20 protein-coding genes are annotated in these 24,653 nt (G+C 73.1%); 4 read left to right on the top strand and 16 right to left on the bottom strand.

Translation table 11 applies throughout. The annotated features are described in order from the left end of the window. Window positions 1-36: 36 nt before the first annotated feature. The 10 genes from B7R87_RS27735 to B7R87_RS27690 form a co-directional block, all read right to left on the bottom strand. Entirely contained in the window at window positions 37-606 is a 570-nt protein-coding gene (locus B7R87_RS27735; RefSeq protein ID WP_040913584.1) for a methyltransferase family protein, read from the bottom strand. 255 nt (window positions 607-861) lie between these two features. Further along, complete coding sequence (locus tag B7R87_RS27730) at window positions 862-1,266, bottom strand: hypothetical protein (RefSeq protein ID WP_006345711.1); 405 nt, start codon at window positions 1,264-1,266, stop codon at window positions 862-864. A gap of 367 nt (window positions 1,267-1,633) precedes the next feature. Next, window positions 1,634-3,508, bottom strand: coding sequence for a serine/threonine-protein kinase (locus B7R87_RS27725; RefSeq protein ID WP_269847467.1), 1,875 nt, complete (start codon window positions 3,506-3,508; stop codon window positions 1,634-1,636). 61 nt (window positions 3,509-3,569) lie between these two features. Next, window positions 3,570-4,499, bottom strand: a complete 930-nt coding sequence (locus tag B7R87_RS27720) for a hypothetical protein (protein ID WP_006345714.1) — start codon at window positions 4,497-4,499, stop codon at window positions 3,570-3,572. 1 nt (window position 4,500) lies between these two features. After that, window positions 4,501-4,917, bottom strand: coding sequence for a hypothetical protein (locus B7R87_RS27715; protein WP_040913593.1), 417 nt, complete (start codon window positions 4,915-4,917; stop codon window positions 4,501-4,503). Further along, on the bottom strand, window positions 4,895-6,652 hold the full coding sequence (locus B7R87_RS27710; protein ID WP_006345716.1) for a hypothetical protein: 1,758 nt from the start codon (window positions 6,650-6,652) through the stop codon (window positions 4,895-4,897). Before B7R87_RS27710 ends, B7R87_RS27715 begins: the two co-directional genes overlap by 23 nt. Window positions 6,653-6,827: 175 nt before the next feature. Beyond that, a complete protein-coding gene (locus tag B7R87_RS27705; RefSeq protein WP_006345717.1) occupies window positions 6,828-8,282 on the bottom strand; it encodes a terpene synthase family protein in 1,455 nt (484 codons plus the stop codon). Continuing rightward, on the bottom strand, window positions 8,279-9,640 hold the full coding sequence (locus B7R87_RS27700) for a cytochrome P450 (protein WP_006345718.1): 1,362 nt from the start codon (window positions 9,638-9,640) through the stop codon (window positions 8,279-8,281). The genes B7R87_RS27705 and B7R87_RS27700 overlap by 4 nt, the downstream gene beginning before the upstream one ends. Before the next feature lie 383 nt (window positions 9,641-10,023). Beyond that, the gene (locus B7R87_RS27695) at window positions 10,024-11,394 is read right to left on the bottom strand and encodes a sensor histidine kinase (protein WP_006345719.1); all 1,371 of its coding nucleotides are present in this window, start codon (window positions 11,392-11,394) and stop codon (window positions 10,024-10,026) included. Then, window positions 11,391-12,047: a response regulator transcription factor gene (locus B7R87_RS27690; RefSeq protein WP_006345720.1), complete on the bottom strand. Its 657-nt coding sequence runs from the start codon at window positions 12,045-12,047 to the stop codon at window positions 11,391-11,393. Before B7R87_RS27690 ends, B7R87_RS27695 begins: the two co-directional genes overlap by 4 nt. A gap of 272 nt (window positions 12,048-12,319) precedes the next feature. Here B7R87_RS27690 and B7R87_RS27685 point away from each other — a divergent pair, with 272 nt between their 5' ends. Then, window positions 12,320-13,231: a DUF3152 domain-containing protein gene (locus B7R87_RS27685; protein ID WP_130584701.1), complete on the top strand. Its 912-nt coding sequence runs from the start codon at window positions 12,320-12,322 to the stop codon at window positions 13,229-13,231. Window positions 13,232-13,264: 33 nt separating this feature from the next. On the opposite strand, the gene B7R87_RS27680 is transcribed toward B7R87_RS27685, so the two are convergent. Further along, complete coding sequence (locus tag B7R87_RS27680; protein WP_130584700.1) at window positions 13,265-14,020, bottom strand: type 1 glutamine amidotransferase; 756 nt, start codon at window positions 14,018-14,020, stop codon at window positions 13,265-13,267. A gap of 318 nt (window positions 14,021-14,338) precedes the next feature. Between B7R87_RS27680 and B7R87_RS27675 the strand changes: the two genes are divergently transcribed. Then, window positions 14,339-15,364 carry a LacI family DNA-binding transcriptional regulator gene (locus B7R87_RS27675; protein WP_006345722.1) on the top strand — a complete coding sequence of 342 codons (1,026 nt, stop codon included), beginning with the start codon at window positions 14,339-14,341 and terminating at the stop codon, window positions 15,362-15,364. Window positions 15,365-16,165: 801 nt separating this feature from the next. Continuing rightward, a complete protein-coding gene (locus B7R87_RS27670) occupies window positions 16,166-16,972 on the top strand; it encodes an SDR family NAD(P)-dependent oxidoreductase (protein WP_006345723.1) in 807 nt (268 codons plus the stop codon). A 25-nt stretch (window positions 16,973-16,997) separates the two neighbouring features. Here the strand turns inward: B7R87_RS27670 and B7R87_RS27665 are convergent, their stop codons facing one another. Beyond that, window positions 16,998-17,663: a hypothetical protein gene (locus B7R87_RS27665; RefSeq protein ID WP_006345724.1), complete on the bottom strand. Its 666-nt coding sequence runs from the start codon at window positions 17,661-17,663 to the stop codon at window positions 16,998-17,000. A gap of 641 nt (window positions 17,664-18,304) precedes the next feature. Between B7R87_RS27665 and B7R87_RS27660 the strand changes: the two genes are divergently transcribed. Then, window positions 18,305-19,045 (top strand): class I SAM-dependent methyltransferase, encoded by a 741-nt coding sequence (locus B7R87_RS27660; protein WP_006345725.1) that lies wholly within the window; start codon window positions 18,305-18,307, stop codon window positions 19,043-19,045. A 311-nt stretch (window positions 19,046-19,356) separates the two neighbouring features. Here B7R87_RS27660 and B7R87_RS27655 read toward each other — a convergent pair whose 3' ends face one another. The 4 genes from B7R87_RS27655 to B7R87_RS27640 all read right to left on the bottom strand — a co-directional run bounded on the left by B7R87_RS27655 (window position 19,357) and on the right by B7R87_RS27640 (window position 24,511). After that, window positions 19,357-20,490 carry an XdhC family protein gene (locus B7R87_RS27655; protein WP_006345726.1) on the bottom strand — a complete coding sequence of 378 codons (1,134 nt, stop codon included), beginning with the start codon at window positions 20,488-20,490 and terminating at the stop codon, window positions 19,357-19,359. 117 nt (window positions 20,491-20,607) lie between these two features. Further along, window positions 20,608-23,016, bottom strand: coding sequence for a xanthine dehydrogenase family protein molybdopterin-binding subunit (locus tag B7R87_RS27650; protein ID WP_006345727.1), 2,409 nt, complete (start codon window positions 23,014-23,016; stop codon window positions 20,608-20,610). Then, a complete protein-coding gene (locus B7R87_RS27645) occupies window positions 23,013-23,564 on the bottom strand; it encodes a (2Fe-2S)-binding protein (protein ID WP_006345728.1) in 552 nt (183 codons plus the stop codon). Before B7R87_RS27645 ends, B7R87_RS27650 begins: the two co-directional genes overlap by 4 nt. Beyond that, on the bottom strand, window positions 23,564-24,511 hold the full coding sequence (locus tag B7R87_RS27640) for an FAD binding domain-containing protein (RefSeq protein WP_006345729.1): 948 nt from the start codon (window positions 24,509-24,511) through the stop codon (window positions 23,564-23,566). Before B7R87_RS27640 ends, B7R87_RS27645 begins: the two co-directional genes overlap by 1 nt. Window positions 24,512-24,653 lie beyond the last annotated feature (142 nt).

Genomic DNA, 24,653 nt, shown 5'->3' with positions numbered 1-24,653 from the left:
CGGAACGCCCGGCTGTGCCGCGGACGCCCGGCGGATTCAGTACAGGAACGGCACCAGTCTGCGCGTGCGGCTCCGGTACTCCTCGTACTCGGTGCCGAACGCCGCCACCAGCATCTCCTCCTCGGCGGCGATCCGGCGGCCGTAGACGAACAGGAGGCCGACGGTCACCACGCCCCAGGCGATCGCGTTCCCGAGGCCGAGACTGTAGCCGCTCCAGACCAGCAGGCTGCCGCAGTAGCCCGGGTGCCGGACGAGCCGGTAGGGCCCGTCCGTGACCAGCCGCTGACCGCCGGTGGTGCGCAGGGTGCGGGTGTAGTGGACGCCGAGGGTGTGCATGCCCCAGGCCCGCAGCGCCAGGCCCGCGGCGATCATCGCGATCCCCGCCCAGCGCGGCCACGGGGGCAGTTCGCCGACGCCGACGGCGCCGAGCACCGCGTTGACGAGGACGGCGGCCGCATAGGCGGCCAGGAGCAGCCGGGTGGTACCGCGATCGGCGGCGCCTCCGCGCCAGGAGGCCGAATCCGCGTCGGCGCGGCTGCGCAGCAGCAGCTCGTACCCGGCCCACAGCAGCACACCCGCGACGGAGAGGAAGTCGGTCAGCCGCATGGGCCGCAGCATCTCAGGCCCGGCACCGGCGGCCGTTCCGACACGGCGGCGGCCAGGGTCCGGATACCCGGCCGCGCCCCGGCAAGGACACGGCGGCACTGCCCGGCCCCCGGAATGAATGGCCGCCGGAATACAGAAGAACGGGCAAAGAATGGGCATGCCCCTTTCCGCCGCGGACTGATGGGCGGGAGAAACGGAAAGGCCCCCTCGGGGCGAAATCCGAGAGGGCCTGCGGCCGTTACGGCGCTGCGGAGGTCAGCAGAACGGCGTGTCCGGGAGCACATGGTCCGGGTAGTCGACGTAGTAGCTGGCCATCCAGCCGCTGAAGTCGGGCCGGATGATGTACACCCAGTACGGGTTGCCGCCGACCGTCTGACTGCCCCGCTTCTGGCACCAGGCCTCGAACGACTGCCCGGGGTTGACCTTGCCCCGGACGTTCGGACAGTTGGCGACCGACGGCGAGTTGTTGCAGCGGGCGTAGTCGGCGTTGTTGTGGCGGACGTTCACATTCGTCGCCCAGGTCGTGAACGAGCGCTCCACCGTGAACTCGCCCCGGTTCTCGACCACCGGCCGGCCGTCCCGGGGGACGGTGTCCGTGGCCCCCGCGGCCGGGATCGCGGCCAGGATCGTACCCAGCGTCAGAACCGCAGCTCCCAGCATGGTTCGGATTTTCATGATATCCCCCGTCCGACCGGTGGCGTTTCCACCGCAACCGGACGTCTCCATGCTGACCGGAGAGCGGCACCGCATTGAAGGGAGAAGTCGGCCAGCCATTCCCCTTTTCGAGAATCCGGGAATTCAGGAGCAGACGTTCGAGGAATTTCCCGGTGAATCGAATCTGCGGACCATGACAATCCTATAAATGCGACGCAAGGGATTCGGGGTGTCCCGACCCGGCGGACCGGCAGCGGGCCGCTCGCCCCAACCGTCGCTCGGGCACCGGCCGCCACGGGGGCACCGGCGCCGGTACCGACGGCCGCTGGCCGGAAACCGGTCGGGGACACCGGGTCGGGGACACCGGTACGGATCAGCGGAACGGCGGGTGCTTGGAGACCACCTTGCCCTTGGCGTCCGCGAACAGATAGCCCGTCTCGGAGTACTCGTTGGTCAGATAGACGCTGAATCCGGCCGGGGTGTCGAAGGTCGTGTTCGGCGGTCTGACGATCAGATAGCGGGTGGTCGGGTTCTTGACCTTCAGATCCTTCTCGGCCGTCCTCAGCAGTGCCGGTACGACGTCCCAGTCGTAGCGGCTCAGTTCGACGGGGCGGTCCCCGCCGATGATGCTCCCGCGGATGATGCCGGTCTCCAGACCGCGGTCCGGGTAGTAGCTGTAGGACTCGTAGCGGGTGTCGCTGCCCTTGACCGCGACCCGGAAGTGCGCGTACTCGGGATAGACGGTGGCGCCGAACACCCGGTTGGAACCGGTCTTCGCGGTCAGCGCCGCGACGGCCTTCCGGATGCCTTCGGGGGTGAGGACGTTCCCGCTCTTCGTGCTCTTGCCCGCGCCGGGCCCGGTGCCCGTACCGCCCGTCCCCGTACCGCCCGTCGCCGTACCGCGGGACGCGGAGCCCGGCGTACCGGAGGCATCCGGGGCCGCCCCGGTGACCTTCCTCTCCAGGCTCTTCCAGTCGGGCAGGGCGTCCGTCACCACGGCCGCCGTCACCGCCGCGGAAAGAAGCACGGCACCGACCGCCAGCCGGATCCTCAGCGCGGACCGCGGCGGCACCGGGGCGCCGGCGCCGAGCACCGTCACGGGCTCGGATCCCGGGCCGGTCGCGGGGACCGGTGCGGGAGCCGGGGTGGGCGGTGCCAGCGGATACGAGGTGGCAGCGGTCCGCGCACCGGACTCCCCCGTCCCCGCGGGCGGTACGGCTCCCGGCGCGCCGTCCACGGCAGGAGCCACCGCGCCACGGTTCGGGCCCGCCGGGACCGTGGCGGTGCCCCTCGCGGCCCCCGCGTCCCCGGCGCCCTCCGCGACTCCCGCGAGCATCCGTTCCAGCGCACCGAATGCGGGCCGGGCGGCCGGGTCCTTGACGAGGACCGCGTTCAGTACGGCGGTGAGCGGACCGGCCCGGAGCGGCGGCGGCACCGGTTCGTTGAGTACGGCGGCGAGCGTCGCGAGCGTGGTGGCCCGGCGCAGCGGATGGCGGCCCTCGACGGCGACGTACAGCATCATCGCCAGCGACCAGAGATCGGAGGCGGGGCCGCCGGACTCGCCGGTGATCCGCTCGGGGGCCATGTAGTCGGGGGTGCCGATGATGGAGCCGGTCGCCGTGAGCACCGTCGACTCGCGGATCGCGGCGATGCCGAAGTCCGTGAGCACGGGCCGTCCGTCCGGCCGCAGCAGCACATTGGCGGGTTTCACGTCCCGGTGCTGGATGCCCGCCGCATGGGCGGCGCCGAGTGCGGCGAGGACCTCGCGGCCGAGGCGGGCGGCCGCCGCGGGGTCCATCGGCCCGCGGGCCAGCAGATCGGCCAGCGAGCCGCCGGTGACCAGCTCCATCACCAGCCAGGGGTAGGTGTCGCCGCCGCCGTCCACCACATGGTGGATGGTGACCACATTGGGGTGGTCGACCCGGGCCAGGGCCCGGGCCTCCCGCAGGACCCGGGCCCGCAGCAGCCGGGCCGCCTCCGGGTCGTACTCGGCGAGCCCCGGGTCCGGCGGGCGCACTTCCTTCAGCGCCACCGCCCGGTCCAGCACCAGATCGCGGGCGCGCCAGACCGTGCCCATCCCGCCGCCGCCGAGACGCGCCTCCAGGACGAACCGCCCGTCGACGACGCGCTCGTGCCCCGCCGGGGCCGGCCGGGTCGCCTCACCGGCCCCGCCGGGCCCGGTACCGCTGCCCGTACCGGTCCCTATGCCGTTGTCGGCGCCGCTGTCGATGCCGTTTCCGCCGCTCATGGCCGGGAGCATACGAGAACGGTCCGACATCCCGGCACCGGACCCGGATCCCGGGACGCGGTCAGGGGGCGAAATGGGCCAGCGCATTGTCCAGCAGGGTGCGCCGGTCCGGGTTCTCCTCGGCGGGCGCACAGGTCAGTACGGCGTAGAGGGTGTAGTCGGTTGCGGTGAAGACCCGTTCGATGCACTGCCGCGCTCCGCCCGCATCGGTGCTGCTGTACGCGTAGAGGAGTTCGGCGGCGTCCCCGGACGGATTCTCGGGGCCGCCGGCGACCGGTCCGAGACCGTGCTTCAGATAGTCCGTGGCCTGGGCGGCGAGCCCTTCGTCGGCCTTCTCGACCGCCTCGACGGGCGTGTAGCCCGGTTCGGTGATCTCGAAGACCTGCACCAGGCTGCGCCCGTCCGGGGAGAGGTAGAAGACGCTGCTGCCCCGGGTGGTGCGCGACCAGTCCTCCGGTACGGCGAGGGTGAAGCCGACGGGGTCGGTCAGCACCTCGTAGCCGTCGGGGACCGCCGCCGAACCGCTCGGAGAGGGGTCGGCGGACGCCGAGGGAGCGGAGGAGGAACCGGATGTCTCGGACGTCGAGGGTTCGGCGGCGGGCGTTTTGGCGTCGTCGTCCGCGCCGGGGCCCGCCGTGAACCAGAGCACCGAGGCGACGGCCAGGGCGGCCAGCGCGGCCGCGACGACGACCACGGCCGGCGGGCGCCGCCGTACCGCACCCGTGTCCTTCGTGCCCACGGCTCCGTCCGCGCCGCCGAAGGGCCGTCCGGTCGTACCCCCGATCCTGAACTCCGGTTCGGGGTCCGGCCCGGGGCCCGGTACGGCAGGCGGGAAGGACGGCGGCGGGGGCGGCGGTACGGGCGGGCCGTCGCCGGGGGCCTCCGAAGGGCCGTACGGAGGAGGCTCGTACGGTGGCGGCGGCCCGTACGGCGGCGGTTCGCTCTCCTCCCAGCGCTGTGTCTCCGGGTTCCAGTACGTCCCACCGGACATCTCAGCCTCCGGTGAGGGCCGTGACCAGCTCCGCCACGGCGACTCCGGAGCCCAGGACCCCGACCCATTCGCCCGCGGTGGTCAGCGCGCCTCGGAGCCGTTCCAGCCGGGCCGGTCCCGCCGCGCCCGATGCGGTGATCTCGTCCTCGGCGGCGACGAGTTCGGCGTCCAGGATTTCGGTGCCCGCCGTGGCGACGAGCCGTTCCAGATCGGCGCGGAGCGCCCGGACCGCCGCCAGCAGTTCGCGCTGCACCGGGTCGTCGACCACCGCACCGGCGGTGTGGTTGACGGTCGACGCCGTGCTGCCGGCGCCGAAGGTCATGGCGCTGTGGGACACCGTACCGATATGGACCGAAGGGCCCGGGGTGCCGGTGGGCTCCGTGTCCCCGCCGCCGTCAGTCGTTCGCCTTGCGGCCATGCCGTTCCCCCTTGCCGAAGCCACTCGCGTCATTGACGTTGCCGACGTTGCCGACGTGTGCCGTGCTCTGCTCTCCGAAGCCGAAGGCGCTGTTGTGCGCCGACTCGATGTACACGCCGCCGTTGACGTGGACGATCTTCTGTTCGAACTCGTCGGTCTGCCAGCCCGCGTCCCGCAGTGCGTCCTTGACTCCCTCGCTGATCCGGTCCTGGATGCTCTGCAGATAGCGCAATACGTCCATCTGCTGGAACAGCGAGCCGACGCCCTGGGCGCCCAGTTCCCGCACGGCCACCGCCGGACCCTCGGGGAGGGCCCAGCGGTGGCCGCCGGTGCTCCGCTCCCAGGCGGCGAGCGCCGCGCGGTAGACCGTCCGCACGGACGAGGTCAGACCGGCGGGCGTATGGGCGACCGCCCAGGCGACCCGGCCGAGGGTGCCGCCCGCGAGATACCGGTGGGCCTCGCGTTCCGCTTCGCGGAAGGTGTTCCGTACCGGCATCAGTACGTGCGGGGCGACCTCCAGGACCAGCATGCCGCCCTGGGTGTGCACCCGGACGAAGACGGTGACGACGACGTCCTCGTACCAGCCGCCGACCCGGATCCGCAGGAAGTGCCGGCGGGCCTCGCCGCCCTCCTCGACGGCCGCCAGGTGGTGATCCTCGGCCTCGGCCGGATCGTAGGGTGCGGCTTCCCTGCTGTCGATTCCGTCGGCCGGGAGGAAGACGACCTCGTCGGTGCGGAGTTCCCGCAGCCGGTCGCGGACCGCGTCGGCGGCCCGGGGCGAATCGTGCGGCGAGGGGACGGTGAGCGCGTCGACGAGCGGGCGGACCCGGTCCAGTACGGTCCGGTTGTCCAGCGCCTCCGGGGTGGTGTCCTTCCGGGGCCGCAGCTCCACGGAGAGGGTCCACGGCTGGAACGCCCGCCCCGCGCCCCGGAACGGGTTGTCGGAGTGGTACATGACGAGTTTCGCGTGCTGTTCGTGGCGGATCTCCGCCATCCGCCGCCGGGTGTGGGGCGGGGCGGAGCGCTCCGCGGGGTCGGCTTCCTGATCGCGGAATCCGGTGGCCGACAGCGGTCCGGTCAGCACCTGGGCGGACTGGCCGTGGCGCAGCCCGACGAGGAACACCAGCAGGGCGTAGAAGAAGACCGCCAGCAGCCCGTAGCTGCGGGGCCGCTCGTCGAAGACGAGGTACGGGAGGGAGAGGGCGGTCGGGATGCCGAAGCCGCTCCGGTAGCTGCCGTCGTCCAGTTGGTCGGCGATGCCGTCCCAGAGGAGCAGCGCCAGGACGTAGGCCAGCAGCAGCCGGGCCGACCAGCGGACCAGGGCCACGGCGCCCCGGGCGAGCGCGGAGGACTTGGCGATCGCGGAATCGGCCCAGGCGAGCAGTGCGAGGACGATCCCGGGGCAGAGGAGGACGACGAAGTAGCCGCCGGCCAGGGGGACGGCGAGGACCCAGACCGCCAGGACGGCGAGGGCCCAGCCCAGTTCGCGGCGGCGGGCGTAGGTGGCATGGGCCAGGATGCGGGCCGCGTCGATACCGAAGGAGGGGGCGGTGAACCGCTCCTCGTGGACGGAGAGTTCGTCGATGACGGCGGAGCGGAAGCGGTCGTCGGCGTGTACTCCGGCGCAGAGGTAGCGGCAGGCGTCGCTGGCCGCGGGGGGTACCGGTTCTCGTCTGCGTAATCGGGCCCCGCCCGGCTCCGCACCTGCTGGGCCGGGTACCGCGATACGGGTCACAGTCGGCTCCCGTTCTGGGTGGAGGGGCAGGATCGTATGCCATGGGAAACGCCGCCGGGGCGTGGTTGGACACTCTTTGCCCGTCCTCGCCCCGGCGGTGGCTCCGGGCCCGTCCGGCCCGCAACGCCCTCCGGGGGCGGCGCTACTTCCCGGACCCCGCTTCAGGGCCGGGCGGTCATGAGGCCTCGACGTGGTCCCGGCGGGCGGGTTCGTACCAGGACCGGCCGGTGCCGTGCACCGGGGTCTGGAGGGGGCCGTGGCCGGGCCCGGCCGGCAGCCCGTGGCCGTAGCCGGGCCCGGGCCGCTGCTGGCCGTGGGCGGACGCGTACGGCCGGGCGTATCCGGTGGCCGTACCGTCCGGGTGGCCCGGTGCCCCGCCCCGTACCAGATCGGTGTCGCTGGTCAGCCGCACCCCGTCGGCCCGCCGGTAGCGGTCGGAGGAGAAGGACCAGTCGAGGTTGCCGCGCATCCAGGCCTCCATACCGTCTGCGTACGACTCGACGGCGTGCCGTTCGCCGCGGGTGAGGCCGAGCCACTGCCCGGAGAGCGCCCGCAGTTCCTCGCGCGCCTGCCGGAATGCGGCGACCCAGCCGCCCACCCGGCCGTAGACGGCGTCGATGGCGTCCTGGAGGCCGCCGCCGCGCTCCCTGGCGAGGACGAGGACCCCGTTCGTGGTCTCGCCCGCGACGAGTTCCTTGCGGAGGGAGACGATGTCGTTGACCCAGACGACGACGTCGGAGGCGCATTTGAACATCGTCTGGAACTGGTCGGTCTCATGGAGCAGCGGGGGGATCTCCCGGTCGGACGCGACCTCCAGCAGGTCGAGGGAGGGGGTGATCCCGCCGGAGGCGCGGCGCAGCTGGGTGTAGCCCAGGAGGCCGGGGGTGTGGTGGTGGCGGCGGTTGAGGGACTCGTATTTGAACGCGGCCAGGAAATGGGTCATATGGAGGGTGAAGCGCATTCGCCAGGCCGCGCTCCGGTCGCGGGCCAGGTCGTGCCAGACCCGGGCCAGTATCGCGTCGAGCCTGCTGGCGGTGGTGGTGGCGGGCAGGGTGGCGTCGGGGGTGAGCAACCGGAGCATGCGGAAGGCGGACGAGTCGTAGTCGATCTGGCCCTCGGGCTGCCGGTCGTGGCAGTCGTCGATGACGAACGCCCAGGTGAACCAGCCGGCGACGGCGTCGGCGCGGTGCAGTCCCATGGCGGGGTAGGAGCGGGCGATCAGGGCGCCGAGATGGCTGCGGGCGAGCCGGTCGCGGGCGGCCGGGCTGTCGAGGAGGTCGTAGGCGTCGGCCCAGCCCATGACGGAGGCTTCGAGGTGCTCCAGCCAGGGGGAGACATGGGGCTGGAGGGCGAGCAGGGGGTGGTCGGGTCCGGGCCAGAGGTCGAGGAGGGCGCCGGTGGCGGGGTCGGCGACCCGGGTGGGGTCGTTGCCCGGGTCGGGGTGCGCGGCCGCGGCGGGACCGTCGGCGGGGTGCCCGTCGGGGAGGTGGTGGGCCGGCTGGAAGGGATGGACGGGCGGGACGTCCGGGCCCCGGAAGTGGTCGGGGGCGTACCCGGGGTGGGGGGCGTACGGGGGCTGCGCGGGGTGCAGCGGGCGGGGACCGCCCGCCGCGGCGAGGGTGGGGGTCATGAGCGGGCCTCCGTCGTCATGGGCAGCGGACCGGTGGTCAGTTCGGCCTTGGCCACCGGGCGGATCCGGTGGCCGGGCAGCGGGCGCAGCCGCCAGGCGGCCGTGATGGAGGCGAGGGCGAGGGTGACCTCCTGGTTGGCCAGGACGTCGCCGAGACACTTGCGGCTGCCGCCGCCGAAGGTGATGGTGGCGTTGCGGGGCAGTTCGCACGCGTTCTCGGGCAGCCAGCGGTCCGGGTCGAAGCGTTCGGGGTCGCGGAAGACGTCCGGGTCCCGGTGGAGCGCGTACGGGCTGAACACGATGCTGGAACCGGCGGGTACGGGGTGTCCGGCCAGCCGGGTGTCGGTGACGGCCCGCCGGGTGATGAACCAGACCGGCGGGTAGAGGCGGAGCGCTTCGGCGACGACCCGCTGGGTGTACGGGAGGGCGGACAGGTCCGCGGCGCTGGCCGGGCGGCCGCCGAGGACGGCATCGACCTCGGCCAGCAGCTTCCGCTCCACGTCGGGGTTCTCCGCCAGCAGATGGAAGGCCCAGGTAAGACCGGAGGCGGGGGTTTCGACTCCGGCCGCGAGCACGGTCATCAGCTCGTCGTGGATCTCGGTGTCGGTCAGTCCGATGCCGCGTTCGTCGCGGGCGGTGAGCAGGACCGTCAGCAGGTCGTCGCGGTCGGCGGTGTCACGGCGGTAGGTGTCGAGCATCCGGATGATGACGTCGTCGAGCCGCCGAAGGGCCCTGGTGAACCGGATATTGGCCGGGGTGGGCAGGGCGTGGAGCAGCGGCAGGGGGATGACCATCCGCCGGTAGACGCCCTTCCAGACGACGGGGAAGTTGCGTTGCACCGCGGTGACGGCGTCGGCGGCGATATCGGCGGAGAACATCATGCGGGCGGTGACCCGGGTGGTGAGCCTGCTCATTTCCGTACCGGCGTCGATGACGGCGCCCGGCCGCCAGGAGCCCGCCAGGGCGGTGACCTCGTCGTGCATCAGCCTGCAGTAGTGGTCGAGCCGGTCGCGCTGGAACGCGGGCTGGATGAAGCGCCGCTGCCGCCGGTGCTTGGCGGCGGGGCAGGTGCCGACGCCGTCGCCGAGCAGCAGTTTCATCGTGTCGATGAACTCGCCGCCCTTGTCGAACGTCCGCGGGTTGTGCAGCACTTCCTGGACGACGTCGTGGGTACAGGCCATGTACGCCGTACTGGTGCCGATCTTCAGCCGGACGAGGTCTCCCTCGTGGCGCAGTCCGGGCAGATAGTCGAGGGGGGTGCGGAAGAGCTGGAGGGCGTTGCCCAGCAGGGGGACGCCGCCCGGCGCCCGGCCGAGGCGGTAGGAACGGCGCTCGGACGCAACAATTGTCGTGCTCACGTGAAGAACCCTTACTGCGGAGACGGCAGGACACACCTGTCGCCTGGTCGTGATAAAAGCCGGATTCGTCGTGCGTACATACGCCCTCGCACCTGAGCGGGTTCGCCGCCCGCCGGCCCGCTACCGGCCCGGACCCCTTCGTCCGGACCGCTTTCAACCTGACGCAGTGACGCCAGGGACGAAGCGGGCGTACGGGCGAGGTGCGCAAAGTACGCATACGGATCTAAACACCACGTCCACCCGATGTGCCATGTGCCACTCCGGCCATGCGGGGTGATGCCGGGGTCCATCCGAAGGCACGTTGCCGCAGCCGGACCGTGGCCGGCCGAACCGCCCGGCCCGGCGGGCGCCGGAACGTCCACCACGGCCGCCCCGGGGTCAGCTCACCGCCGGTGACGCCCAGTTGCCGCGGCCGGACCGTGGTGCGCGCCCTTCGGCAGGGGCAGCGTCGCGGTGACGGTGAGTCCCCCTCCGGCCCTGGGTTCGGCGGTGGTGTCGCCCTGGTGGGCACGGGCCACCGCCCGCACGATGGAGAGCCCGAGCCCGCTGCCGCGCGCCGAACCGACCCGGTCGGTCAGTCTCCGGAACGGCTCGAACAGCACCGGGATCTCATGGGCTTCGATGACGGCACCGGTATTGCCGACCGCGATGTACGCGCCGAGCGGTCCGGTCCCGGTGTGCACGCTGAGCACCCCGTCCGGGACGTTGTACTTGACCGCGTTGTCCACGAGGTTGCGGACGAGTTGTTCGAGCAGCACCGGATCACCGAGTGCGGGCGCGGGCGCCAGGATCCGCTGCACCTGCAGTCTGCGGCGCTGCGCGTCGGCGGCCGTGTGGGTGAGGACGGACTCCGCGACGGCCGCCAGGTCGACGGGGTGGCTCTCGGCCGGGGCGCTCTCCGCCCGGGCCAGGGTGAGCAGCGCGTCGATCAGCCGCTCGTGGCGCTCGTTCACCGCGAGGAGGTTCTCCCCGAGCTGACGTACCTCGGGGGGCGCGTTGCGCCGGGCGACCGCGACTTCGACCAGGGTCCGGCCCACCGCCAGCGGGGTCTTGAGCTCATGGGCGGCGTTGGCGATGAACCGGTCCTGCCCGGCGAAGGCCTGGTCCAGCCGGTCCAGCATGCTGTCGAAGGAGTCGGCGAGCCGTTTCACCTCACCGGGCGGCTCGTCGAGGCCGATGCGCTGGTGCAGGGTGCGGCCCGCGATCCGCTCCGCGGTGGAGGTGATCCGGTTGAGCGGGCGCAGCAGCCGTCCGGCCACCAGCCAGCCCATGGTGGTGGCGATCACCCCGACGACGAGCACCGTCAGCCCGCCCTTGGCCATGAGATTGGTCTGCATGGTGGCGAGGACATGGTCCCGTGACGCCGGGTCGATGGTGATGCCCTGGTTCTCCGGACGGCCGTCGGCCGGGACGGCGAACCCTCCGCCGAGCTTCTCCGTCGGCAGATCCGTCGGCCGGTCCGTGGACAGGTCCGTCGGGAGGTCCGTCGGCCGGATCGTGGCCGGGGGCGGGGTCTCGGGCGACGTTTCGGGCGACGTTTCGGGACGGGGGCCGGGTCCCTGCGGCGTCTGCGACACCGAAGAGCCCGCCGTCCGCTCCACGGTGGGGAACGGCAGCGACAAGGTGTACTGCATGCTGTTCCCCACCAGGATCAGCGCCCCGCCGAAGATCGCCGCGCCCGCGACGAAGAACATCAGACCGAAGACGGCCGTCAGCCGGACCCGCAGGCTGCCGCCGAGCGCGCGCAGGATCATCGGATGCGGTAACCCACGCCGGTCAGCGTCTCGATGACGGGATCGCCGCCGAGCTTGCGCCGCAGGGAGCGCATGGTGACCCGGACGACGGTGGTGAACGGATCCACGTTCTGGTCCCAGGCGCGCTCCAGCAGCGCCTCCGCCGAAACGGGCGCGCCGTCGGCGCGGAGCAGCTCCTCCAGCACCGCGAACTCCTTGCGGGACAGGGCGATGTACCGGCCGTCGCGGGTGGTCTGCCGCAGATGCGGGTCGAGTCTGATGCCGGCCCGCTCCAGTACGGGCGGTACGGCGGGCCGCGAGCGGCGGCCCAGCGCCCGGATCCGGGCGACGAGTTCGGCGAACGCGAACGGCTTGGTCAGATAGTCGTCGGCGCCCAGGCCGAGACCCGCGACCCGTTCGGCGACGGTGGTGGAGACCGTCAGCATCAGCACCCGTACCTCCGCGCCGGACGCGACGGTACGGCGGAGCACCTCGTCACCGTGGACCAGGGGGAGGTCCCGGTCGAGCACCATCACGTCGTACGCGTGCACCGCCAGGTTCTCCAGTGCGGCCTCCCCGTCGTGGACGACGTCGACCGCCAGCCCTTCGTCGCGCAGCCCCTCGGCCATCGCCCCGGCGAGCAGCTCCTCGTCCTCGACCACCAGCACCCTCATGCGTTCCCACCGTTCCTCACCGCGTTGGTCCGGATCAAGTATCCGCGTCCGATGTGAAAAGCAGGTGAGCGGATACGCTCACCGTGATCGCACGCTTCTTCGCGTGGACTGTGCGCGGGCCGTGACCGCCGCCCGGCGCCGTACACCGACCGGAGAGCAGGGCCGCGGCGCTTCCGCCGCATCGGGCACCGGCCGGGGTCGCAGCGGTCCGGCGGGCGCCGTACGGACGGATCCGGCCCGCTCCGAACGTCCCCGACGAAGGCTGAACTCCCATGGCTGACCGCCGGCTCACGACCGCTTCCCGTCCCGGCCGCCGCCGCTCCTCCACCGCGACGGCGCCCCGGGGCGGCCGGCGGGCCCGGCGGGGCCGCCGCTCGTCCACCGCGACGGCGCTCCGGGTACTGCTGCTGATCCTCTGTACGGCCGCGGTGGGCTGGGCCGGTCTCACCCTGCTGCCGGCCGACGAACCGACGGAGGACCGGGCCGCGCCCCCGGCGGTGGATGGCGGACCCGCGCGCACCGCGTCCGCTCCCCCGCCGCGCGCCTCCGCCTCCGTCGCGGCCTCCGGCGAAACGCGCTCGCGCGGCGAGGACCGGCCGGCCGAGCGGATCCGCTATGCGGTCAACGGGCCCGGAACGTACACCTGGGCCAAGGGCACCGGGCCCCGGGCGGGCACCAAGGGGCGGCTCGTCCGGTACGGGGTGAAACTGGAGCACGGCACGGGGCTGGACGTCGACGACGTCGCCGCCGAGATCGACGGCATCCTCCGCGACCCCCGCGGCTGGACCCGGCAGGGCGCCGCCTCCTTCCAGCGGGTCGGATCGCCCCCGTACGACATGCTGATCCACATCGTCTCCCCCGGCACCACCGACCGCCTCTGCGGCCAGTGGGGTCTGAAGACCAGGGGGCAGGTCAACTGTGCCGGCGCCCCGCATCTGGTGGTCAACGTCCGCCGGTGGATAGAGCTCAGCCCCCAGTACCTCGGCCGGCCGGACGACTACCACGCCCTGATCATCAACCACGAGGCCGGTCATGTCCTGGGCCACGGCCACCGAGGCTGCCCGGGCCGGGGCCGCCCGGCCCCGGCGATGATGCAGCAGATAAAGGGGTTGAAGGGCTGCACGGCGAACCCCTGGGTGTACGACGCCGGGGGCAGGCTGATCGACGGCCCGCCGGAACCCTGACGGGCACCTCCCGCCGAGGGCCCCCCGGGGTCCTCAGGGATCCCGCCGGGCCCCGGGGCCGGCGGCGAGCGCCACGTCCGCCCAGGCCCTGGCCGTCCGCGACCACACCGTGCGGAGCTCCGCCTCCGCGGCCCGGACCGAGGCGACGGCCGCGCCGGGGTCACCGCCCGCCCGGGCGACCGCCGGGCCGTCGGAGAGCGACCAGTCCGCGACCGCGTCGCCGAGTACCTCGGGGTGGAACTGCACTCCCCAGGCCCGCGGACCGACCCGGAAGGCCTGGTGGAGGCAGTCGTCACCGGTCAGCAGCGGAACGGCGCCCGGGGGCAGGGCGCCTATCTCGTCCCAGTGCCACTGGGCGGCCCGGGCCCCGTCGGGTACGGAGCCGAAGAGCGGGTCCCCGTCGGCCGCGGGCAGCCTGCGCAGCGGTACGGCACCCACCTCGGGACCCCGGTCGCGGACCCGGACCGAGCCGCCGAGCGCGGAGGCCATGATCTGGCCGCCGAGGCATATCCCGAGCAGCGGTACCGAGGAGTCGACGGCCTCGCGGACGAGGACCCGCACGGCGGGCAGCCAGGGCAGGGCCTCCTCGTCGTCCGCGTTGGCCGCGCCGCCCAGCACCAGCAGTCCGGCACAGCCGTCGAGGGACGCGGGCAGCTCGTCCCCGTCCCAGGGATGGACCGGGTGCAGCGCGAGCCCGGCCGCCGTCAGTTCCTCTCCCACCAGGCCGGGGCCGGTGCCGTCCTCGTGCTGGATCACCAGGATCCGCGGGGTGACCTGCGATGTGGTCACAGTCGTCCTGCCTCCGCAGTCTGCTGGAGGAACGCCTTGGTGCGCTCCTCGCGGGGTTCGCCGAAGTCCGGTTCAGGCGGGCCCTCCGCCGGGGACGGAGCCCCGGTGGAGAAAGCCCGCCCGGATCCGGACCCACGGCCGGGAGCGGTGCGAACCAAAACCTTTTGAGCGATAGAGCTGGCCGATATGCTCAACCAAAAGGTTTTGGCAGTCAAGGGGTGCCCGAAGATTGACTGCCGAGGACGCCGGGTCCGCCCCACGGCCGTGAACCGGCCGGGCGGGCGGACCGCACCACCGATCAGCAGGAGGGGATACGCGATGCCCGGACCGGCCGGACCGCACCACGTTCCGGAGACCGCGCGCTCGGTCGGCATCAAGGACGTCGCCCGCGCCGCGGGGCTCTCCATCACCACCGTCTCGCACGCCCTCAACGGCAAGGGCAAGGTCAGCGCCCGCAGCCGGGAGCGGGTGCGGGAGATCGCCGACGAACTCGGCTACCGGCCCAACCCCGCGGCTCAGGTGCTGCTCAGTGGCCGTACCGGCATCGTCGGACTGGCCGCCGGGCATCAGAGCGCCGAGGCCTGGGAGCGGACCTACCGCCCGTACTACGCGTCGCTGACCGCCGGTGCCATGGTGGAGGCGGTCGACCGCGACTACGCCCTGGTGGTGGTCCCGGCCAGGCCCGGCACCGATCTCTGGACCCGGATCCCGATGGACGGGCTGATCGTCGTCGACCCGGTGGCGGGCGATCCCGTGATCGCCGAGGCGGTACGGCGCGGGCTCGCCCTCGTCACCGACGGCCGGCCGCTCGACCCCGGGCATGCCCGGATCCCCTATGTGCACAGCGATATGACGGCCGGCCTGCCGCTGGCCATGGAGCATCTGTACGGCCGCGGGGCCCGCCGCACGGGGCTGCTGACCGGTCCCGAACTGGACTCGTACACCCTCGACAGCGAGCAGGCCTACGCGCGTTGGTGCGCCGGACGGGGGCTGCCCGCGCGTATCGAGCGGGTGCGCGACGGGGAGCCCGCGCGGGACGCGGCCCGGCGGCTGCTCACCTGCGGCGACCGGCCCGACGGCGTCCATGCGCTCAACGAGACCTACGGGGAGGCCCTGCTGGCGGCCGCGGCGGAGCTGGGCATCGCCGTTCCGGGCGGTCTCCAGGTGACCGCGGCGGGGGACGCGGAGCCGGGCGCCCGCCCGGCCCTGACCCTGCTGACGCTCTCTCCGCGCCGGATCGGGGCGCTCTGCGCGGGCATGCTGATCGACCTGCTGAACGGCCGTGCGCCGGAGCCGGTCTCGGTGCCGTGCGCGCTGGTGCCGGGGGGTTCCACACGCGACTGAGGCCGCGGGTGCGACAGCCGTCGTCCGGCCGACATCCGCCGTAGGCACCGGCCGCGGGCTTCCCGGCCGCGAATCCCGGCGTCCACTCCCCCGGCCGGACGGCCCCGGATTCCGTCATGTCCGCCGGCCCCGCGCGGTGCTTCCGGAACCGGCGCTCCCCCGCGCCCGGACGACGGCTCACCGGACAGCGGAAGGCCGTCCGCTGTTTTGCATTCCGGTCCGGCGAACACCCTGTCCGGCCGGACTCTTTGCCTCCGTGCACCGGCCGAGCGGACTTCCCGGCACTCACGGCAGTGACCGACCTCACCGGAACGGCACGGCCGCCCGGGGTACCGGCGGGAGGAATTGCCCCGGAGTTTCCATTCCCCGCCGCCGACCTTCCGGCGCACTCCAGAAATTTGAACGGACAACCAAAATCCGCTGCCGCCGAATTGTGCCGTCAGCGCGCCGTCCCCTCTCGTCAAAGGGGCGTCAGGACGGCGGCAAGGGCGCGTCAGAGAACCGTGCGCCTTCTTGTCCCGGCCACCTCCCCCCACTTCGATGGAGATCGTGAACAGCGCGTGGTTCCTCCTCGGCCGGCCGCCTCGTCAGGAGCACCGGTCCCTGCCGCGTCGCTGCCGGGAGCCGTCCGCCGCCCTCCCCCCGCGCGTCGCCTGACGGCGCGCGGCCAGGGCCGTTCGGCGGCCGAACCGCCCTCCGGGGGCGCCGCGAGTCCCGTTCCGGCGCCCCCGGCCGGGCGTCCGCCGCCATGGCCCGGCCCCCGCTCACCTCTTCCCGTCACTTCTTCCTCTTGGATGGACCATGTCCGGCTCCGACCTCTCGTCCCTGACCGTCCTGGTGACCGGTGCGACCTCCGGTATCGGCCTGGAGACCGCCCGGCTGCTCACCGAACGCGGAGCGACCGTGCTGCTGCACGGGCGTACCGCCGACGAGGCGCGGACGGCGGCGGACGCGCTGATCGCCACCGGCGGCGCCGACGGAACCCGGCTGCACCCGTACGCGGCGGACTTCACCGGGCTGGCGGAGGTGACGGTGATGGCGTCCCGCGTCCTGGCGGCCCATCCGCGGGTCGACGTCCTCGTGAACAACGCCGGTCTCGCCGCTCCCGAACGTCATACGCTCACCCGGGACGGCAACGAGATCGCGTTCCAAGTCAACTTCCTCGCCCACTATCTGCTGACCGATCTGCTGGCCCCGGCGCTGCTCGCCGCTCCGGCGGGCCGGGTCGTGAACGTGTCGTCCTCGTTGCACCGCAGCGGGTCCATCCAGTGGACCGACCCGCAGCGGGCCCGCCGCTACTCCCGGATCGCCGCCTACGCCCAGTCCCAGCTCGCCCTCACCGCCTTCGCCGCCGACCCCCGGATCACCGCGGTCTCGGTGCACCCCGGCGTCTGTTCGACGGAGCTGCTGCCGCTGTACGCGTACCGGGGTGCCCCGCCCGCCGAGGGCGCCGCCCATGTGGTGCGGCTCTGCGACCCGGCGACAGCCGTCGTCAACGGCGCCTACTACGACCGGGACCTGCGGGCCGAACCCGCGCCGGGCGCGACCGGGGAGCGTACGGTCCGGCGGCTGGCGAAGCTCGCGGACCAGCTCGTCCACGCGGGCTGAGCCGGGCCCGCACTCCGGCGGCCCGTCAGCGCGGGTGCCCGGCCCCCGGCCGTTCCGCGACGCCGAGACGGGCCGCCCACTCCAGGGCATTGGGCACCCGCGACTCACGGGGCAGCGGACCCGGTTCGGAGGCGGAGTCGATCAGCTCCTCCAGGACGTCGGCGTTGACCGTGCCCGCGGCCACCCGGGCGACGAACCGCTCGGCCGCCGCGGGGTCCCGGTAGCCCGCGTCCGCGAAGCTGTCGGCCAGGGAGCGGTCGTCGAAGATGCCCGCGTAGCCGTCGCAGGAGGCCGCGAGGCCGTCGTCGTCGACGTACTCGGGATAGGGGGCGCGCTGCCAGCGGCCCTCCTCCCACCAGTACAGATAGCCGAGGTCGTAGCCGTCGTTGAGTTCGCGCAGCTTCTGGTGGGGCAGCCAGTCGGGCGCGTCGGCCAGCAGGTCGACGGGCTTGTCGCCGACATAGGTGGTGTCGCTGCAGTCGACGTCCTGACCGTAGAACACGGCCTTTCCGTCCGAGAGCAGGGCCAGGGTCCAGCCGCCGTTGGAATGCGCGCAGGACAGTTCCCGGTCACCGAGCCGGAATACGGGTCTGGTCGTTCTGGTGACAGCGATCAGTACGAGCACGACGGCGCGTTGCCACATGCGCTCGGGCCTGCCCAGCAGTGCCGGAATCCGAGGCTCGTCGGTCATCTCTGTTCCTGTTGTCGGCCATGGGTTTCGCCGCCCGAACATCCGGCGTTACCGAACCATACGACCGGACGGAGCACCGGCGCCAATGGTCCGCGGGACACGCGTCGCGGCCGGGTCCACCGGGGTTCCCGGGGCGGGCGTGACCATCGAGGAATGGGCGACCCCGACGGTACCTCTTCGTCGAATTCCCGTGCCGGGAAGGGAAATCCGTACGGGAATGCGGACGGGGGCGATGTTGCGGATCGGCATGTGACACACCATGGAGGATTTTTCGTCGGGGAATGGCGGACGGGGATGCGGAGGGGCCGGGAATACGGTGTCGTACGGAGGGACGCGGGCGACCGGGCCGGATCAGGAGGGCCGGACGTGCCGCACACCTCGGGCTCGGGGGACGCGTCGCACTCCTCGGGTCGGCCTCCTCGGGCTGTTGGGGGCGAAGGTAGCTGCCGCCCCTGCTCCGATGTTCGCATTTGCTTACCGTTTACTCACCCGGTCGTCGGGGATCCGGCCGGAATGCACCCCACAGGGATCCGTTCGCCGCGCGCCCGACTCCACCGCGCTCCGGCGGCCTCACCGGTAGTACGTACGGGACCGGGAATCGGTTCAACGGAACTTCGGGCCGGGGACGTAGGGTGAGGACGGTGTTCACCTCATCCGGACCCACGCTGCGCGAACTGGCCGTCCAGGCGCTCTCCTCGGTGGAGCGCGGTTACGACCTGCTGGCCCCGAAGTTCGACGAGACCCCGTTCCGTACGCCCGGCCGTTTCCTCGATCCGTTCGTCGCGGCCGTCCGTCCACTCGGTCCGTTCGGTACCGGTCTGGACGTCTGCACCGGTACGGGTGCGGGCGTAGGGGTGCTGCGCAGGCTGTGTGAGGAACGGGTCGTCGGCGTGGACTTCAGCGGGGGCATGCTGGACCGGGCCCGGGCGGCCCATGCGCCGGGGCCGGATCCGGCCGCGGCGCCCGCGGTGGAGTGGGTACGGGCCGACGCCCGGGCGCTGCCGTTCGCGGCGGGCTTCGATCTGGCGGTGAGTTTCGGGGCGTTCGGACATTTCCTGCCCGAGGAGCGTCCGGCGCTCTTCGCCGGGGTGTGCCGGGCCCTGCGGCCGGGCGGGGTGTTCGCCTTCCCGCTGCCGGCGCCGCCGCCGGTGGGCTCGCTGCCGTACTGGACGCTGTGGGGCTTCGACGCGGCGATGCGGGTGCGGAACGCCGTGTGGCGGCCGCCGTTCGTCATGTACTACCGCACCTTCCCGCTGGGTCCGGTGCGGGCGGATCTGGAGCGGGCCGGGTTCGCGGTGGAGCTGCGGGCTCTGGAGGAGCTGGGCCGGCGGCCCGACGGCAGTCCGAACTGCCGGCTGGTGGTGGCCCGCCGCCGCGGCTGAGCCGAGCGGCCCGTAGGCCGTGTCCGACACATAGCGTCGTCTGCCCGTAGGGCGGGGGCCTGCAACTCCCGCAGCCCTGCGGCTGGTGGGGGTGCCCCCGGGCCCGAAGGGCTACGGGGGAGGCCCTCCAGGTGCGTGCCATCGCAAGGCGGTGGAGGTCCCCCCTGGCGAAGCCGGGGGGCGGTAGCCCAGAGGGTGAACCTCCACCCGTGCCCGAAGGGCACAGGGGGAGAGTGTGCGTGCCGGGCGTCGCGGGCCAGGCAGGATTCTGACGACACGGCCTCCGGCGACGAGGCTCGCGCCCCGGCCGGTCAGGCGACGGAGCCGATCCGGCCGGGCCTCGGCGCGTCGTGGTGGATCGGGGTGTCCGCCCCGGTCAGCGGCGCTCCGCTGCCGCCCCGGCGGCGGGCCACGATCTCGGCGGCGATCGACAGCGCGGTCTCCTCGGGGGTGCGCGCCCCGAGGTCGAGCCCGATGGGGCTGTGCAGGGCGGCCAGCTGGCGCTCCGTCACCCCGGCCGCGCGGAGCCGCCGCTCCCGGTCGCGATGGGTGCGGCGGGAGCCCATCGCGCCGATATAGGCGACGGGCAGCCGCAGGGCGTGGACCAGCAGGGGTATGTCGAACTTGGCGTCGTGGGTGAGGACGCACAGCACCGTCCGGGTGTCGGTCGCCGTGGACCGGAGGTAGCGGTGCGGCCAGTCGACGACGACCTCGTCGGCGTCGGGGAAGCGTTCGGCGGTGGCGAAGACCGGCCGGGCGTCGCAGACGGTGACGTGGTGGCCGAGGAATTTACCCAGGCGCACCAGCGCTGCGGCGAAGTCGATCGCCCCGAAGACGATCATGCGTGGGGGTGGGGCGCTGGACTCGACGAGGAGGGTGAGCGGGCTGCCGCAGCGGCTGCCGTCCCGTCCGACGGGGACGGTGCCGGTACGGCCCGCCGCCAGCAGGGCCCCGGCTTCGGCGGCGGCGGTGCGGTCGAACTCCGTACCGCCGCCGAGGGTGCCGCGGTAGGCGCCGCCGGGGGTGACGAGCAGGGCGCGGCCGATGAGGCCCTCGGGTCCGTCGGCGATCCGGACGAGGGCGGTGGCCTCGCCGCGCGCGGCGCGGGCGACGGCTTCGGTCTCGGGTCCTTCGGGGCCGACCGGGGTGACCAGGACTTCCAGCTCTCCGCCGCAGCTCAGGCCGGTGGCGAAGGCATCGTCGTCGCTGTAGCCGAAGCGTTCCCGCAGGGCGCGTCCTTCGTGCAGGGCGCGGACGCACAGCTCGTAGACCGCGCCTTCGACGCAGCCGCCGGAGACGGAGCCGACGGCCGTACCGGCGGTGTCGACGGCGAGGGCGGCGCCGGGCTGCCGGGGCGCGCTGCCGCTGACGGACACGACGGTCGCGACGGCGTACTTCCGGCCCTGCCGGGACCACAGGTGCAGTTGTTCGGCGATGTCGAGCACGGCGGGCGCTCCTCTCTCCGATGCTCCGGTTCGCCGGTTGGCCGGTTCGCCGGGGGCTGGGCTCCGGTACGGGTGGGGTACGGCGACGGTTGCGTGGGGTTCCCGTCCGTACCGTCGTCAGCCGTACCGGAGCCCGGTCTGTGTCGTCCCGGTGAGGTGTTCCGGGCGGACGGGGGTGCGGTTCAGCTCCAGGCCGGTGGCGGCGCGGATCGCGGCCAGCACCGCGGGTGTGGAGGACAGGGTGGGCGCCTCGCCGACGCCGCGGAGTCCGTACGGCGCGTGCTCGTCGGCGAGTTCGAGGACGTCGACGGGCATGGTGGGCGTGTCGAGGATGGTGGGGATCAGATAGTCGGTGAAGGACGGGTTGCGGACCTTGGCGGTGACGGGGTCGACGAGGATCTCCTCCATGACGGCCATACCAAGGCCCTGGGTGGAGCCGCCGTGGATCTGGCCGACGACGGAGAGCGGGTTGAGTGCCTTTCCGACGTCCTGGGCGCAGGCCAGTTCGACGACCTTGACCAGGCCGAGTTCGGTGTCGACCTCGACGACGGCCCGGTGGGCGGCGAAGGAGTACTGGACGTGTCCGTTGCCCTGTCCGGTGACGGGGTCGAAGGCCTGGGTGGGCCGGTGCCGCCACTCCTGTTCGACCTCGACGGCGTCGTCCTCCAGGACGTCGGTGAGGTCGGCGAGCACCTCGCCGCCGTCGGTGACCACCCTGCCGTCCTCCAGCCGGAGTCCGGCGGTCGCCCAGGCCGGGTGTCGGCTGCCCAGCCGGCGGCGGCCGAGGTCGAGGACCCGCTCGCGGACGGTTTCGCAGGCGGCTTTGACGGCTCCGCCGGTGACATACGTCTGGCGGGAGGCGGAGGTGGAGCCGGCCGAGCCGACGCGGGTGTCGGCGGGCTGGACGGTGACCTGGGCGACACCGAGTTCGGTCCGGGCGATCTGGGCGTGGACGGTGACCCCGCCCTGGCCGACCTCCGCCATCGCGGTGTGGACGGTCGCCACCGCGACGCCGCCCACGACCTCCATCCGGACCCGGGCGGTCGAGTAGTCGTCGAAGCCCTCGGAGAAGCCGACGTTCTTGATGCCGACGGCGTAGCCGACGCCCCGGACCACGCCTTCGCCGTGGGTGGTGTTGGACAGTCCGCCGGGCAGGGCGCGCACATCGGGGCCGCCGCCCGCGACCTCCCACTGCCGTTCCGGGGGCAGGGGCAGGGCCTTGACCCGGCGCAGCAGTTCGGCGACCGGCGCCGGGGAGTCGACGGTCTGTCCGGTGGGCATGGTGGCGCCCTGGGCCATGGCGTTGAGCCGCCGCAGTTCGACGGGGTCCGTGCCGAGGGCGGCGGCCAGCTTGTCCATCTGGGCCTCGTAGGCGAAGCAGGCCTGGACGGCGCCGAAGCCGCGCATGGCCCCGCACGGCGGGTTGTTGGTGTAGAGGGCGAACACTTCGATGTCGACGTCGTCGACGACATAGGGGCCGATGCCGAGGGACGCCGCGTTGCCGACGACGGCCGGGGAGGAGGAGGCGTAGGCGCCGCCGTCGAGGACGATCCGGCAGCGGACGTGGGTGAGCTTTCCGTCGCGGGTGGCGCCGTGTTCGTAGTGGAGCCTGGCCGGGTGGCGGTGGACGTGCCCGAAGAAGGACTCGAAGCGGTTGTAGACCATTTTGACCGGTTTTCCGGTCCGCAGGGCGAGCAGACAGGCGTGGATCTGCATCGACAGGTCCTCGCGTCCGCCGAAGGCGCCGCCGACGCCGGAGAGGGTCATCCGTACCTTCTCCTCGGGCAGTCCGAGGACGGGGGCGATCTGGCCGCGGTCGGAGTGGAGCCACTGGGTGGCCACATAGAGGTCGACCCCGCCGTCGTCGGCCGGGACCGCCAGCCCCGATTCGGGTCCCAGGAAGGCCTGGTCCTGCATGCCGAAGACGTATTCGCCGGTGACGATCACATCGGCGCGGCGGGCGGCGGCCGCGGCGTCGCCGCGGACGATCGGCTGCCGGTGGACGATGTTGGGGTGCGGGACCCGACCGCTGTGGTGGTCGGTGCGGTGTTCGTGGAGGAGTACGGCGCCGGGCGCGGTGGCGGAGGCCTCGTCGGTGACGACGGGCAGTTCGGCGTAGTCGACACGGATCTTCGCGGCGGCCCGGCGGGCGGTCTCGGGGTGGTCGGCGGCGACCAGGGCGACGGGTTCGCCGTGGTGGCGGACCTTGCCGTGGGCGAGGGCGGGGGTGTCTTTGATCTCCAGCCCGTAGTGCTTCACGGCGGCGGGCAGGTCGTCGTAGGTGAGGACCGCGTACACCCCGGGGGTCGCGAGGGCCTCGGCGGTGTCGATGCTCCGGATCTCGGCATGGGCGGTGGTGGAGCGCAGGGTGTGGCCCCAGATCATGTCCTCGTGCCACATGTCCGACGCGTAGGCGAACTCCCCGGTGACCTTGAGGATTCCATCGGGGCGGAGGGTGGACTCGCCTATTCCGCCGCGGGTGCGGGAGCCCTGGGTGAGCCCCGTGGGGGCGCCGGTGGCGGTCATCGTACGGGTCCTTCCGGGTCGTCCGCGGTGCCCTGGCGGACGGCGGCGAGGCGGACCGCGTCGAGGATCTTCTCGTAGCCGGTGCAGCGGCAGAGGTTGCCGGAGAGGGCCTCGCGGATATCGGCGTCGGACGGGTCGGGGGTGTGTTCGAGGAGTTCGTCGGCGGCGACGAGGAGGCCGGGGGTGCAGAATCCGCACTGGACGGCCCCGGCGTCGACGAACGCCTGCTGGACGGGGGCGAGGGCCGGTCCTCCGGCGTCCGGTCCTGCCGCTTCCGGCGTCTTCGGCCGGGCGCGGCTGCGGGCGAGGGCGGCGAGCCCTTCGACGGTGATCACGTCCCGGCCCTCGGCCTGTCCCGCGGCCACCAGGCAGGAGCAGACCGGCACCCCGTCGAGGCGGACCGTACAGGAACCGCATTCGCCCTGTTCGCAGGCGTTCTTGGAGCCGGGGAGCCCGAGCCGCTCGCGCAGGACGTAGAGCAGGCTCTCGCCCTCCCAGACGTCGTCGGCCTCGGCCCGCCGGCCGTTGACGGTGAAGGTGACCCGCATCAGGCTGCTCCCTCTGTTCCTTCGGCGCCCCGGGCGGGGCCGGGGGGCCGGGTGTTTCCGGTCGTACGGCTCCGGGCACCCCCGCCGCCGCGGTACTCCTCCCAGGCCCAGGTCAGGGTGCGGCGGGCCAGGACGCCGACGGCGTGCCGCCGGTAGGCGGCCGTACCCCGGACGTCGTCGATCGGGCTGCACGCCCCGGCGGCCAGGGCGGCGAACTCCGCGGCCGCCGCGGGGCTCACGGCCTTCCCGTTCTCCCAGCAGCCGCCTTCCGCCAGCGCCGCGGCGAGAAACTCCTCGGCGGCCTTCGCCCGAACGGGTGTGGGCGCGGCGGAGCCGATGCCGGTGCGGACGGTCCGGGTGTCGGGGTGGAGCGCCAGTCCGAAGGCGCAGACCGCGATCACCATGGCGTTGCGGGTGCCGACCTTGCCGAACTGCTGGGGGCCGCCCGCGCGGGCGATATGGACGGCCCGGATCAGTTCGTCGGGCGCGAGGGCGTTGCGTTTGACGCCCGTGTAGAAGGCGTCGATCGGGATGCGGCGACTGCCGCGTACGGAGGCCACCTCGACCTCGGCGCCCGCGGCGAGCAGCGCCGGATGGGCGTCGCCCGCCGGGGACGCGGTGCCCAGATTGCCGCCGACGCCGCCGCGGTTGCGGATCTGGGGGGAGGCGACGGTGCGGGAGGCGAGCGCCAGGCCGGGCAGCTCGTCCCGCAGCTCCGTGATGATCCGGGTGTACGGGACGGAGGCGCCGAGCCGTACCGCGGTCTCGCCGACCTCCCACTGCCCCAGCTCGTCGATGCGGTTGAGGTCCATGAGGTGGCCGGGTCTGCGGTGGTCGAAGTTGATCTCGACCATGACGTCGGTACCGCCGGCGACGGGGACCGCCGCCGGGTGCGCGGCCTTGGCGGCGAGGGCCTCGTCCCAGGTGGCGGGCCGGAGGAATTCCATGCGCCGGGGTCCCTTCTGTCCGGTGGTGCGGTACGTCCGGTGGTGCGATGCGTCCGCCGCTGTTCCTGCCGTGTCTGCCGTGCCGACTGTTCCGTCGCCCCTCCCCGCTTCCGATTGCACGCCGCGCAGGCCCAGTACACAA

The sequence above is a fragment of the Streptomyces tsukubensis genome (assembly GCF_003932715.1).
GTDB classification, from domain to species: Bacteria; Actinomycetota; Actinomycetes; order Streptomycetales; family Streptomycetaceae; genus Streptomyces; species Streptomyces tsukubensis.
The sequence above is the reverse complement of the archived record's forward strand: the minus strand, read 5'-3'. Positions and strand labels throughout refer to the sequence as shown.

Excerpts from the sequence above, each read along its gene's own strand:
- B7R87_RS27735 (WP_040913584.1), bottom strand. The coding sequence starts at position 606 with ATGCGGCTGACCGACTTCCTCTCCGTCGCGGGTGTGCTGCTGTGGGCC.
- B7R87_RS27730 (WP_006345711.1), bottom strand. The coding sequence starts at position 1,266 with ATGCTGGGAGCTGCGGTTCTGACGCTGGGTACGATCCTGGCCGCGATC.
- B7R87_RS27725 (WP_269847467.1), bottom strand. The coding sequence starts at position 3,508 with ATGAGCGGCGGAAACGGCATCGACAGCGGCGCCGACAACGGCATAGGG.
- B7R87_RS27720 (WP_006345714.1), bottom strand. The coding sequence starts at position 4,499 with ATGTCCGGTGGGACGTACTGGAACCCGGAGACACAGCGCTGGGAGGAG.
- B7R87_RS27715 (WP_040913593.1), bottom strand. The coding sequence starts at position 4,917 with ATGGCCGCAAGGCGAACGACTGACGGCGGCGGGGACACGGAGCCCACC.
- B7R87_RS27705 (WP_006345717.1), bottom strand. The coding sequence starts at position 8,282 with ATGACCCCCACCCTCGCCGCGGCGGGCGGTCCCCGCCCGCTGCACCCC.
- B7R87_RS27695 (WP_006345719.1), bottom strand. The coding sequence starts at position 11,394 with ATGATCCTGCGCGCGCTCGGCGGCAGCCTGCGGGTCCGGCTGACGGCC.
- B7R87_RS27690 (WP_006345720.1), bottom strand. The coding sequence starts at position 12,047 with ATGAGGGTGCTGGTGGTCGAGGACGAGGAGCTGCTCGCCGGGGCGATG.
- B7R87_RS27685 (WP_130584701.1), top strand. The coding sequence starts at position 12,320 with ATGGCTGACCGCCGGCTCACGACCGCTTCCCGTCCCGGCCGCCGCCGC.
- B7R87_RS27675 (WP_006345722.1), top strand. The coding sequence starts at position 14,339 with ATGCCCGGACCGGCCGGACCGCACCACGTTCCGGAGACCGCGCGCTCG.
- B7R87_RS27670 (WP_006345723.1), top strand. The coding sequence starts at position 16,166 with ATGTCCGGCTCCGACCTCTCGTCCCTGACCGTCCTGGTGACCGGTGCG.
- B7R87_RS27665 (WP_006345724.1), bottom strand. The coding sequence starts at position 17,663 with ATGACCGACGAGCCTCGGATTCCGGCACTGCTGGGCAGGCCCGAGCGC.
- B7R87_RS27650 (WP_006345727.1), bottom strand. The coding sequence starts at position 23,016 with ATGACCGCCACCGGCGCCCCCACGGGGCTCACCCAGGGCTCCCGCACC.
- B7R87_RS27645 (WP_006345728.1), bottom strand. The coding sequence starts at position 23,564 with ATGCGGGTCACCTTCACCGTCAACGGCCGGCGGGCCGAGGCCGACGAC.
- B7R87_RS27640 (WP_006345729.1), bottom strand. The coding sequence starts at position 24,511 with ATGGAATTCCTCCGGCCCGCCACCTGGGACGAGGCCCTCGCCGCCAAG.